A 12483-nucleotide genomic window follows, 5' to 3' on the forward strand; every position below is an offset into this window, starting at 1 on the left:
AAAAAGGGATAACTCATTCCAGTGCTCCTCTGCATATTTCCCGATCTCTATGAGATCATGGACACAATGCTGCACCTTACACAGAGTATCTTCTCCTTTCCGATCTCCATGTTCCGGCAGATCAAAGCTTAATACCTGATATCCTTTTCCAATAGCTTCATCTGCGAGAAGTTCGATGACGGTATCTTCCTTATGCGACAGGTTCCCATGAACGGCGATGAATAGTTTTTTGCTTTTTTCTCCCCATAATATCGCCGGGATATTGTTAATTTTAAAATACTCTTTTTTCATTTGTGATAATAATTACCCCTGAAACAACTTCAACTCTCTGACATTCGGATGTATGAAACCAAATTCTGTCAATACCCTATTGTATTGATTTGTTTCAGAACGATAAACAAATAAACAAATACTATGAAAATGAAGATTATTCAATATATCACAAGTATATTGATCACCTGACCCAGCTTAACCTGCTTCAATGTAAGGAGAATAATTCCAAAGAATCCTATGGTCCGTTACATAAATATTATGCAATAACCCAGACCGGAGAAAATCTCCTTGCTTATATGGGATCCTGAATTTGCTTCGATTTGTTGATTCATGTATCGTGAATAGCTAACATTCCAGGATCCACTTCCAGACTGGCATGACCCGAATCCCCCCTGTCGGTGCTTCTTCCTGGTGGAGTGTGAGCAGATATCCCGTTGATCCGGGAAACATGGCACATGCCTCCATAAGGCCACCGAATTCTCGTTCCCGGTTTTCATCGGACAGGTCCCAGCATACCTGGATCGCCATACTCACTTTTCCCTGTTCAATTACGATAAAATCGCATTCATTCTCTCCTTTCAGCCAGTATAATTCATATCCTCTCCGGCGAAGTTCCAGCCATACAATATTTTCAAGGAGAAGGCCGTGGTCATCTGAAAACCTGAAAGCGACAGCGTTTCGGAGAGCGGTATCGATTCCGTAATATTTTTGGTTTCTTGAGAGTTGTTTTTTCATTGAATATTCAAAGGGAGAGAGAGTTCCGATAAGATAGGTGTCTTCCAGGTATCCTATCCAGTTTTTTAAGGAAACAGGACTTTTCATCTGAACGACAGAAGCCAGAGAGGTAAGGCTTGCTTCTCTCGTCAAATTTGTATATAAATATCTGCATAATAAGCGGAATGATTTGACTTCACGAATCCCATATCTGGCAATAACATCACGGAATAAAATATCATCAAAGGTTCTTTGCAGGATCTCAGGATCCGGGTCTTTTAGATATTCTGGAAATCCGCCATCATCAATGTACTGTGAGAAAAGCCGGAGAGCAGCAGCAGATTCACTGGTGGTATGAATGCCGGATGGATTCCACGAGAATTGATGAAATGTGCAGTACTCATCAAATCCAAAAGGGAATAGTTCAATCCGAACATATCTCCCGGTAAGATGGGTTCCAAGTTCACTACTGAGCATCTGTGCATTCGATCCGGTCAGGAAAATCCGGTATCTCTCGTCATGCATCCTTCTTACGACCCGTTCCCATCCGGGGATGTTCTGTATCTCATCAAAAAAGACAGTTCTTACTCCGGGATATAATTCCTCCCAGATGAAAAGGAGGGATGCAAGATCCTCTGGAGTAACACCGATGAACCGGTCATCATCAGCATTCAGATATAAGAATGAGGGAAATCCAAGAGATAATTGTTTCAGGAAAGTGGATTTGCCAGACCTTCTGACTCCCGATATGACGACAATCCTATCCTTGTTACGGTATTGTGCAGGATCGATCCTCCGGGGTATACCTGGATCCTGATTCGTAAATCGTTTCAGTTGATCTGCAATGACTTCTTTTAGTGTGTGATGGGGGATCATAAATTACCAATAAACAAAAATCTCTTTTTCGTTTATTAGTAATAATAGTTATGTCAACTCTTTGTTGGCTATATACTATTGTACCGGGTAATGGTGTGGTCGTACTGCGAAAACAACCATCGATTGAGTGAGAGGGACCTTCTCATGTAGTTTCACCTGAGGCAACCCTTTCTCATCCATCGAACATAAGTCCCTCTTTTTCCGAATGTCCCCACCTACACGGGGGAATGGTGGCCTCTTCTGATTGGGTATCACACCACACAAATAATCTGTTCATCCGGAACTCTGTACGGGAAGGTATAGGGAAGAGAGCGTTCATTCCTTCTCCCTCTTTTCATCGGGAAGAATTGAGTCTGCATATGAAAAGATAGAGGGATAGAGTTCTGTAACCGCATCTGCCATGTTTTCTCTCCCAAAATAATAGGGAGATTTCCCAAGCAGCTTGATAGGATTGATCTTTACCGACTCCTTTTGGATTGGGACAAGCGGCCCCTCCCCTTCACAGGTGAAAAAACCGGTAGGGGCGGCCATGTCAGGGAGTTTAATCCCTGAAGGAATAAATCCGGATACCGGGGTCCCGGGACCTCTGCTCATCATCTCTGCTTGAACAGACTTGACCTGCCGTACCGCATTCAACACATCATCCCTGCTCTTTCCCCTGATATACAGAAGATTCCAGGGATCATCATCCAGAGCCTCTGCAATAAAATACCGTGCGGCGATCTTATGAATACAGAAATCATGATGGTCCCCACAGTTGCAATAGCAGTAAAATCCCTGTTCATCCGAGGGAAGGAGGTATATACCAACACGCCGGAGTTCATCAACGAAGTGTTCTGAGAATTCCCCGGATACCAGTGCACCGGACAGAGATGCATCTGCAGCAATCGTCTTTATCAGTGTATCCCATTCAGATTGTCTGAACTGGGTTACTGATAAGTCCACATCGCGGATCGTATACCCTGAACAACTGATCCCGATCCGAATCAGCCCCGGCCTGAATACCAGTCTGGCAGCCTCATTTTTCCGTGCACAGTCAAGCCCACGGGCAAGCCGTTTCTTTTCAGCAACAGCCTCCATAGCCCTGACAAAATCCCGTGCATACCATGACTTCCCAACCGGGCCGTCCTGTGCTTTCAGCGTAATTTTTCTATCTTCAGGAACATCGTGGATGGAATTGATCCACCACCGGTTCTTCCGTCTCCTCATGCTTCCTCCCCGCTAAAGAGACTGTCACGAAGGGATACAATCTCCAAAAGCTCTTTTGTTGAGAGATTTGTCAGATACTCATCACCGTGTGCAAGCACTTCCTTTGCAAGCGTCCGTTTCTCCTGGTTCATCAGATCTATCCGTTCTTCAAGGGTTCCGGCGGTTATCATCAGGTGAACCTGGACATTTCTCTTCTGTCCAATCCGATATGTCCGGTCAGTTGCCTGGTCTTCAACCGCCGGATTCCACCACCGGTCTACATGAAACACATGAGTCGCTTTTGTCAGGTTCAGACCCGTTCCCCCGGCTTTGAGAGAGATAACAAAGACAATCGGAGTAGTTGAGGCCTGAAACTCCTCAATCATCTGTTCTCGTTTTTTCCGGGGTGTTGACCCGGTCAGGAGAAGAACCGGTGTATCTCCCTGTTTTTCTATCATCCCTGCCAGTTCCTCAGCGAATGTTGCATACTGACTGAAAATGAGTGCCGAGTCCCCTTCGGATGATATCTCCTCAATCATCTCAAGCAGCCGGCTTACCTTCCCTGACCGTTCGGCTTTTATGGTTTTATCCCTGCCAACACGCCCCGGATGGTTACAGATCTGTTTCAGTCGTGTTATCGCAGCAAGAATTGCTCCTTTCCTGGCAATCCCCTCCACGTTATCAAGGTTCTTTGCCATGTCCAGCACAACCGCCTGGTATAAGGTCGCCTGTTCGGGGGTGAGGGTGCAATATACTCTATTCTCCATCTTTTCCGGAAGATCAGCGATAACATGCGTGTCTGTCTTCATCCGCCTGAGCAGGAACGGACGAATGAGGGACCGTAATTCCTGTATCCGCTCCGCATCTTTTTCCTGCTCTATCGGGCGGGAATACCGGTTCGTAAATGCACTCTGTGAGCCAAGGTATCCAGGGTTTAAAAAGTCCATGATCGACCAGAGCTCAAGTAACCTGTTCTCAACCGGGGTTCCGGTCAGAGCAACCCGTCTTTCTCCGGAGAGTGATTTCACTGCTACGGTCTGGTTTGCATGAAGATTCTTGATATTTTGTGCCTCGTCAAGAATGATCGCCGACCAGGAAACGGTTTTGAGGTGGTCCAAGTCCCGTGCTGCCAGATGATAGGTGGTCAGGACCAGGTCATATGAACCGACATGCTTCACAAATTCATCGCCTTTGCACCGGTCAGTCCCATGATGCACCCATGAACAAAGCGAAGGGGCAAACCGCTGTATCTCGCGTTCCCAGTTTCCGACAACCGACATCGGGCAGATAAGAAGGGCAGGATTCGTGGGTTTTTCTTTCTCCTTGAGATAGAGGAGCCATGCAAGGGTCTGGGGTGTTTTTCCAAGTCCCATATCATCAGCAAGGCAGGCTCCAAAGCCCCTCCTGGTACATTGACAGAGGAAGGAAAACCCCTCTTTCTGGTATGGCCTGAGTTTCCCTTTAAATTTCTTCGGAACAGGAACTGCCTGGTTTGTCTCGGTCCTGAAAAAGTCCAGAAGATCAGCAACCCAGTCATCTTTTGCATGAATCGATACCGGAACCTCTGAATCCTCCATTTTCTTCAGGGAGAGCCGGAGCAGATCTCCTGTTGTATCCCCTCCTTTGCTCTGATGTCTGGTGAAAGAATCGAGGGCATGCTGTATCGCATCCGGATTGAAGGATATCCACCGGTCTCCAAGCCAGATAAAGGGAGCCTTTTCTTTCACCTTTTCCCAGAACTCATCCGGTGAAAATGACGTATCACCGATTGCAATCCGGTAATCAAAAGACAGGAGTTCCTGCAGGCCTATCCGTGTCTGCGTATGGGAAGGATTCCGCCGTTGTGCATGGATTTCAACCCGTGGTGTATAGGTTGTATCAGTCCACCAGTCTGGCAGAAGCACCGTTACTCCCTTCCTCCTGGCTCGTGCAAGGTCAGAACCCAGAAATGTTGCAGCCTCTTTCAGGGTCATGCTTCCTCCGGTGGGTTTCGTTCCGGACAGGTGACGCCATAATACCGATGATGATGAGGTTAAAAGTCCGATACCGGCAAGGAGGATGTGTTTGAGATAGGCTGCCTGCGGGAAGAGCCCGCTCTGGGGATCAGGTAATTCCCAGATTATTTCCGCCGGGATGAGAAGAGATGGTTCTGCCTCTGATCTGACGGAGAGGGTAAAATCCCAGGGTTCTGTCTGTCCTTTCGGGGGATCTGTGATGATCATGCAGAACTCAAAGGGTGCAAACCGTCCTGAACTGGAGAAGGTCAGCCAGTCCTGCATCGTCCGTGAGAAGTTTCTCTCAAATCCCTTGTCCTTTGCAGGATCAGTTACCCAGATGAGGTCAGTCATGAACTGCATCTCATTTTCTGATGGTTCAAAAAATGGTTCTGTCTCTTCTTTCAGTGTATATCCGGCAAGGGCAGAACGGATGATTACCCGCATCATCTCAACGATAAGTTTCTCTACCCTGACCGCCGGTTTATAAATGTAGGGATCTTTTGCGACCCGGGGGATAGCATACCTGCAGACCGGTGGCATCCGGCTTGAAAAATCTGATACCCATGCCATATCATATGGAGAAAGGGCAGGTACCCATTGGGCATGATACCCGGCAAAGGTCCGTTCTGCAGATGGTTTGAACCGTCCGTTCTGTATGAGCCGAACGGTGCTCTCAATCAGAATGGAGATGTGCTGGAAGGAATCGCCTGGAATGTATTGTTTGTCAGTATTTTGAGCGGCTCTCCAGATCTGAAAAAAGGTTTCATACGGACAGAGAAGAACGGGGATATACATCGGAACAAGGGGGAGTTTTTTCTCCTTTGGTGATGGCCCCTTTTTTGATGAGAATTGAGCAGAAGGAGGGACCGTTTCATCAGCCGGGAGATAGATAATCCATCTGGTAGCCTTCAGGTCATCATATGCTCCAAAACTGGTCTCTATGAGGGTTTTAAGAGCGGTATGATCAAGGGAGTATGGATATTCGCCCGGTTTATCCTTTGCGTAGCCTTTTTTCCTGACCGATTCAGGTTTATCAGTTATATATTCGGCACATATCGCCACCCCTTCAATTGACGGGTAAATCAGGGCATGAAGGACGGGAAGTGAAGGAACAGGTGTTTTCTCTTCAAGCTGGATTGGTACAGGTCGTTTTGCGGTCACTCAGGGCTCCTCAATTGTGCATACATGGTCACCTTCTGCTCACATAATGGGATTGATCATATCGATCCATCCGTTGATATGCTCCAGAGGAGATCTCTCTCATGAAACCGTTCAGGGATCTCTCCTATCAGGATCTGAACTCATGGGTCGGACAACAGACCGCTTCACGAGGGAGATCATATCAGAGATCCGGACATGTATCAAGCGTATATCAGATCTCTGACGATATAATCTGCGGGTCGGTTGAAGGGACCCTAGAGTATCATACGGTGGTATCAGTATCAGAAGGTCTCTCCTCGAGATGTACCTGTCCGGTGAGGTCAGACTGCAAACATGGCTGACAGTCTTCTTGGGAAGAACAAAGGAGAAAGAGAGGATGGAGGGTCCTCTTCAGAAGGTGACCTGCTGAATTATGCTGACTGGATAGAGATGGCCCTTAAGCGGTCAGGAAGAGGTGATAAGGCGATAGAATTTGCACGCCGTCTTGCTGAGGAACAGGACCGGGATCTTCCCTTCATATCGTTACTTTTACAGTTAAACAGAAAAACGGAAGCGATTGAGTGGATAAAGAAATCTGTTTATAAGGAGCGGTTCAGTCCTTATGAACCAATACAGCTTTTCGAAACATTGCGAACGATATATGAAGGGTCTGGCGACTGGCTCATGATCACCGCTCTTGATAGTGAAATTTTTATGCGTAATTCATCCCTGTATCATTATAAAAATATGATGGCTTCAGCAGAAAAAGCAGGTGTTTCCGATTCTATCAGGCCGTATATTCATGCCTTTCTGAAAGATGGGATCCCACCTAACTCTTCAGAAGAAGGGAGTATCATCCCTGGCATCCTCCCTGAAACCGGGGTTTCATTGGACAGGAGATATGCACAGGTAAACTATCCGGCACGGGATCTCCTCCTTGAGATGGCTATCAACGGGAATGATCCAAAGGAGGCATTCCTGTGGTATAATCCGAATCCCAGAAGAGTCATCAACAATCCAAGAGATTGTCTGGATGATCGTATAGCGGATGCTATTGTGAAGAAAAATCCTGAGCCGGCTATAATGATTTGGAAACGACTTGCTGAAACCTTAATCAACCTGAAAAATCCTGAGTTATATGTGGTTGCTGTCAGTTTTCTTATGAAAGGGAAGGCGGCCTCTCAAAAATCCGGCAAATCCGCTGAATTCGAGGAGTACATACTCCATCTGAAGACTGAGCATGCAAAAAAACGAAGGTTCATTCAGGTTCTGGCAGTTCTTGAGGGGAAAAGAATTATTGATGATATGTGAATAATATTTGATGATATATACTACTCTCTAGATCATAATGGGACAAACTCATCTAATTTTTTCTCCTTCATGAGATTATCAGTCTTCCAGATGAGTTTTTCCTCCTCGATTGATATCGTTTTATCTTCAAGGATTTCTATGATATGATCAAGTTTACGTTCAACCCTGACAAGAATGTCCTTGTCTGAAAAATTACTCCTGTAAACATCAGCAGACATGATTTACATCTCTCTTTTTCGATTATACCTATTATTTTATCAAAATAACTGTTTTTTCTTTGAGAGGATTCATGCTCGATAATGATACCGAAAATTTGTATTCGTTTGATAAATCTGTGATAATTTGTCTGGTTAGAAGTGAATATATTATTAAAAAATGTTGGGTCTGTCTGTATTGATTCGGTGTAATTTATCGATGAGAACGTCATTATCCCTGGTAAAACATGTATACTTAAATAGAGACCGGCTGCTCATGCGATCTGGTCTTTTACATAGAGCCTGATAGCATCCTGTATCCGTTCATAAACCTCTTCATATGAGCTCCCTTGAGAGTAACATCCCTTCAGTTCCGGAACAAAGGCATAGTAGCCATCTTCGTCCTTCTCAATAATGACTGAAAATTTATATCTGTTCATAGTTTCTGTCAGTATCCAACTTATGCAATGTAAGGAAAATACCTATTATCTTACTTCCTATACAATAAGGCAATACATTTATGCGAAATACTTCTTCACCTGCTGGAAAAAAATACCGTTCCCGGACTTATAGGGAGCACCATTCAGGTCAAAATGAGGACCAAAAAAGGGGTACTTATGGGCATGTTTCCAGAGGGAGAAGAGAGATAAAAAACCCCCTTCAATGTATCGTCATTCCAGAGTCTTAAAAAAAATGAGATTATGATGAAAATGTCACCCGATAGCATTCGGATCTTTTGCGAGACGAAATGGAATGAAAAGGGGTTTATTCCTTCATTTGCTCACACGGATAAGGTTTTAAGAGAGGCATTTCGCCGAACGTATAAAACTCTTGGCATATCTGACCAATGAGGATATTTTCAATTTCTGCCGGGCCGAATGCATCTGGGAATCCACAATAGTTCCGGATTATCTCTTTGTATGGGGTATGAGTATTTCGCCTTCCTTCCTACTGCATCACTCTTCAAGACGGTCCAGTATCTCTATCAGGTCCCCTCTTCGAAAGGTAGCAGCGAGTTGTTGAAGTGAAATATCAGTAGTTCCATAGAGCATTTTCAATGCAGTATCAATCGACACGACACTTCTCTTCAGATATTCAGAGCCTTTCTCGTCGAGTAACTGTTTTGCCCTGGAAAAATTCTGATGAGTCAGACTATAAACAGGGCATCCCACATCTCTTAAAAGATATTTTCCCATCTGCATCGCAATAAAAGCTGATGCATATCGCAGGAACGGGGGATCCTGGTCGGTTAATTTCCGTCGTTTTGCTTCAGGAATACGGTAGATGAGTGCAGCAATGATGGTTTGAGCACCATTGATGTCATCTCTGAATATCTGATCATATAATCTCCCAAAGTGTTCCCTGACAAAATATTTTGCCTGATGTGGCTTTTTTCTCCATACCGCCAGAATTGCTTCAGCTGCTGTTCCAGAGGAAATATCGGTTGGTTTTAAGGGTGAATCGGTTCTCTTTCTTCTATAGGTATAACCGAGTTCTTGTATATCCATCTCCAACTGACGCTGAATCGTGTCATTTGCCTTCAGATCTCTAAGGTCTACCGGGTTCTGGCTGTTTGTGGCATAGGTTATCTGCCGGACAAGATCCTCATTCTCACTTGGTAACTGGTACAGTCTGACTAATACAAAAGCATCCTGAGGGATTGTGTCAGGAGATGCCTGCATGAGTGTTTTATATATGGTCATGCAGGTCTGTCCTCCGTTGATTATCTGCAGATTTTCAACCTTTACCGGGAAATCACCGCTCTGAAATGCGTTATAGAGAAATTTATCACAGGTCAGGGTGATCCCGTTATTGTAAAAGTAAAAATTTCCTCGGTCTTCAGAGAGTAAGGTATCTCGTATGGCCTCATTCACCCGGTTTCCTGTAAGCCCCAGATACCGGCGGATATTTCTTTCAAGGAGTCTCTCTCCATGGCGTTCGATAAGCGAATATATCTCATACACCGCCATTCGTCCGACCAGTACCCGAGAAAAATTGAAATCTTCAACCAGAGCCTTTCCGGTGAATTGAAGGGTATCATGTACCGGTTTTGCTGCCTGCAGAATCGCGACCAGCCTATCATGATTGACATGTTCAAATACCGCCTGGTCCCCTAGATCTGCCCTTTGGATCTCCTGGTGAGCGATATCATTCCATATCTTTCCATTATTACATGCGATTGCCCGAATCCGTGGGATATATCCATCCCGGATAAGAGACCTGATCTCCTCAACCTTTGTGGATAATCGTGGGTTTAAGAAATCAAGGGGTGTTGAGGGATCAAAGAGCGCCCAGATTGCCCGGATGAGTTTATTTATCCCTTCTTCCGGGAAATTGGAGGTTCCCTCTAGGTTTTGCTTATATTTTCCCTGAAACAGGGTGACGGTTATCTCCTGGTCACACTCTTCTGAAAGGTGGATTGCATCAACGCCAAAATCCCCGGAACCTTCAGTCAGACAGTCAAAGGTCTCTTCATCGGTCAGATCCAGGATGGTCTTGACGGTAAGATAGACAAAGCTTAAGGATTTCAAGCGGGTCTCATCAGTAATCCCCAACTCTTCTTTCGCCTGTTCCTGAATCTGTTCAGAGATCTTATTGAGTCGCTGATCGATGATTTGGATATTTATATTCATTGAGTGTTCTTCCCGTTGTTCAGTTAATTATCTTAACGAGTCTTGTATCGGTATGGTTCAATATGGCTCTTCTATTGCATATCTTTTTTCTTTGCCTATCCCGTTCCCGTTTACGATATCTGCAATCATTAAAAATTCTCCAGAATCTGGTCTCACAACTCATACTGTTCGTGTCCATAATAGGGTGACGGGATCTCCGGATATACCCGGTAGACATGTTCATATACAATCTCTGCTTTCTTCTCCACCTCTTCATCGGTGTATGACTCCACCGGAAGGCCGGTATCTTCACTATAGAGGTAGTTTCGGATTGATACCAGGACCGAATCACGGGTAGACTCCTTCTCTCTCCAGTGATCAATCCTGAGTTTTTCTGCCTTGAGTGTCTTTAAAAGTTCTACCGAGACCTTCTTTATCCGCTTAATCTCTCCGGGTGTCAGCTTTTCTTTTCGAAGAAGATCATAGATAGCAAGTGATTCTTCATCAAGTTCTTCCCTGATAGCCCGGTGGGATTCATCATCCAGATCCTGGATAAATTTGAGAAGTCGGTTCCAGGTCTCCTCAATGGTTACCCGATCCTTTTCATTGTTGTATTCATCAATGATCTCTTCATAATGTTTCTGAAAATCGGTCCGGAGCGGGTTTTGTGAGAGGAGCCATTCTACCTTCTTCTCAATGACATCTTTAAGCATCTGAACCGTGGTGTGCTTTGAGGTGCTCTTGGCAAACTCCTGGTTCAGCCGATAAAAGTCTATCTTACTGATATCATAGATTTTGCCTGGTTCCTGTTTCGGGTCTGGCTGAATGTCAATTGCATCATCAACGACTTTGTGCAGTTCCCGGATGATATAGGTGATATCTGCCTGTTGTCGGTCATCCTGCAGGCTTTTGTAGATGATATTGATGGCATCATACTCCTGCCGGTGATCATTCACTCCATCTATCGTGATACATGCCTTGAATTTCTTGAAGACTTCCCGGCACATCACTTCAAACCGCTTTCTGGTCTGGTCATTTTTGTTTGCGACTTCCTTGGCTGCAACGATGGCAGCATTCCGCTCAAATCCGGTCTTTGTGATGATATGATCAAGGGACGCATTCCCGGCTGCGAGGAAACTTTTTACAAATCCGATTGCTTCCACAAGGTCGGCAAGGAGCTCTTCTTCCGGTCTGGTCGGATCATTTTCTCCTCCGTCTCCCCCTCTCCCGTTATCACCGGTTCCTGCAAAGGTTGCAAGGGCTTTTCGAAGGTTCTTGAGTATCCCGCAATAATCGACAACAAGACCGTTATTCTTCCCTTCTGCTACCCGGTTGGCCCGTGCTATGGCCTGCATGAGAGTATGGGCCTTGAGTGGTTTATCAAGGTACAGGGTTGAGAGACTAGGAACATCAAAACCGGTCAGCCACATAGCACAGACGATTGCTATCCGGAATGGATGTTCCGGTTTTTTAAACGCTGATTCAAGGTCTATCCGTTTCCCGTCCTCAAGGGCAAATCCTTCCCTGATGAGCTGACGGTGCTCTTTTATCTCTTCTTCAAGTCCCCATTTCCTGAACTTCTCAACTTCGTTCTGCTCCTCGCTGATGACGACGACTATCTCTGTCTCTTCCATCCAGGCGATCTGCCTTTTTCTGAAGAGTTCTTCCTGTTCGTCTGCCGCATGTTTTACTTCGGATCTGAGCAGGTCTATCCGGTTCTGCCAGCATTTTTTGAGGAGTTTGTGCATTCTGACACAGGTTACCTTGTCGATACAGACGAGCATTGCTTTGCCAGATTCCCATCCGGTTGAGTAATGCTCAACAAGGTCATGGGCTACCTGCCTGAGTCTCTTTTCAGCGGTGATGATATGATAATCCCGTTTCAGCTCGTTTTCTATCCGCTGCTGGACATTGATGTCATCAAAATCGGGTTCATCAGACTTTGAGATCTCTTCGATTTTCTTGAGTATCTGGTCGTTTAAGTCAGTTGTTGAGATACCCAGTTTCTCTCCCCGTGCGTCGTAATAAAGGGGAACGGTGGCTCCGTCTTCAACGGCCCGCTGAAAGTCATAGGTGGAGACATAATCACCAAACACCCGTTTTGTGATCTCGTCATCTTTAAAGAGCGGAGTTCCGGTAAATCCGATGAAACTGGCATTGGGAAGAGCATTTCTCATG

The 12483-nt window shown here is 45.3% G+C and carries 9 protein-coding genes and 1 pseudogene; 2 read left to right on the forward strand and 8 right to left on the reverse strand.

Going from position 1 to position 12483, the window contains the following annotated elements:
• The 4 genes and pseudogenes from LDL35_RS09745 to LDL35_RS09760 form a co-directional block, all read right to left on the reverse strand.
• Positions 1–291: pseudogene (locus LDL35_RS09745) on the reverse strand (alpha/beta hydrolase); the annotation flags it as partial.
• 327 nt (positions 292–618) lie between these two features.
• Positions 619–1863: an ATP-binding protein gene (locus tag LDL35_RS09750; RefSeq protein WP_304022150.1), complete on the reverse strand. Its 1245-nt coding sequence runs from the start codon at positions 1861–1863 to the stop codon at positions 619–621.
• A 315-nt stretch (positions 1864–2178) separates the two neighbouring features.
• Positions 2179–3072, reverse strand: a complete 894-nt coding sequence (locus LDL35_RS09755) for a hypothetical protein (RefSeq protein ID WP_304022151.1) — start codon at positions 3070–3072, stop codon at positions 2179–2181.
• The gene (locus LDL35_RS09760) at positions 3069–6209 is read right to left on the reverse strand and encodes a DEAD/DEAH box helicase (RefSeq protein WP_304022152.1); all 3141 of its coding nucleotides are present in this window, start codon (positions 6207–6209) and stop codon (positions 3069–3071) included. Before LDL35_RS09760 ends, LDL35_RS09755 begins: the two co-directional genes overlap by 4 nt.
• Positions 6210–6310: 101 nt before the next feature.
• Between LDL35_RS09760 and LDL35_RS09765 the strand changes: the two genes are divergently transcribed.
• Positions 6311–6550, forward strand: a complete 240-nt coding sequence (locus LDL35_RS09765) for a hypothetical protein (protein WP_304022153.1) — start codon at positions 6311–6313, stop codon at positions 6548–6550.
• Positions 6543–7499: a hypothetical protein gene (locus tag LDL35_RS09770; RefSeq protein WP_304022154.1), complete on the forward strand. Its 957-nt coding sequence runs from the start codon at positions 6543–6545 to the stop codon at positions 7497–7499. Before LDL35_RS09765 ends, LDL35_RS09770 begins: the two co-directional genes overlap by 8 nt.
• Before the next feature lie 32 nt (positions 7500–7531).
• Here LDL35_RS09770 and LDL35_RS09775 read toward each other — a convergent pair whose 3' ends face one another.
• The 4 genes from LDL35_RS09775 to LDL35_RS09790 form a co-directional block, all read right to left on the reverse strand.
• The gene (locus LDL35_RS09775; RefSeq protein WP_304022155.1) at positions 7532–7717 is read right to left on the reverse strand and encodes a hypothetical protein; all 186 of its coding nucleotides are present in this window, start codon (positions 7715–7717) and stop codon (positions 7532–7534) included.
• Positions 7718–7968: 251 nt separating this feature from the next.
• Entirely contained in the window at positions 7969–8133 is a 165-nt protein-coding gene (locus tag LDL35_RS09780) for a type II toxin-antitoxin system HicB family antitoxin (RefSeq protein ID WP_304022156.1), read from the reverse strand.
• A gap of 516 nt (positions 8134–8649) precedes the next feature.
• A complete protein-coding gene (locus tag LDL35_RS09785; RefSeq protein ID WP_304022157.1) occupies positions 8650–10326 on the reverse strand; it encodes an AIPR family protein in 1677 nt (558 codons plus the stop codon).
• A 152-nt stretch (positions 10327–10478) separates the two neighbouring features.
• Positions 10479–12483 (reverse strand): type I restriction enzyme endonuclease domain-containing protein (locus LDL35_RS09790; RefSeq protein WP_304022158.1); only part of this gene is annotated, 2005 nt, incomplete at its 5' end.

This window comes from Methanospirillum hungatei, from assembly GCF_020216685.1.
Classification (GTDB): Archaea; Halobacteriota; Methanomicrobia; order Methanomicrobiales; family Methanospirillaceae; genus Methanospirillum; species Methanospirillum hungatei_B.

Bases quoted from the DNA above. Each gene is read 5' to 3' on its own strand.
- LDL35_RS09750 (WP_304022150.1), bottom strand. From the start codon at position 1,863: ATGATCCCCCATCACACACTAAAAGAAGTCATTGCAGATCAACTGAAA.
- LDL35_RS09755 (WP_304022151.1), bottom strand. From the start codon at position 3,072: ATGAGGAGACGGAAGAACCGGTGGTGGATCAATTCCATCCACGATGTT.
- LDL35_RS09765 (WP_304022153.1), top strand. From the start codon at position 6,311: ATGAAACCGTTCAGGGATCTCTCCTATCAGGATCTGAACTCATGGGTC.
- LDL35_RS09770 (WP_304022154.1), top strand. From the start codon at position 6,543: ATGGCTGACAGTCTTCTTGGGAAGAACAAAGGAGAAAGAGAGGATGGA.
- LDL35_RS09775 (WP_304022155.1), bottom strand. From the start codon at position 7,717: ATGTCTGCTGATGTTTACAGGAGTAATTTTTCAGACAAGGACATTCTT.
- LDL35_RS09780 (WP_304022156.1), bottom strand. From the start codon at position 8,133: ATGAACAGATATAAATTTTCAGTCATTATTGAGAAGGACGAAGATGGC.
- LDL35_RS09785 (WP_304022157.1), bottom strand. From the start codon at position 10,326: ATGAATATAAATATCCAAATCATCGATCAGCGACTCAATAAGATCTCT.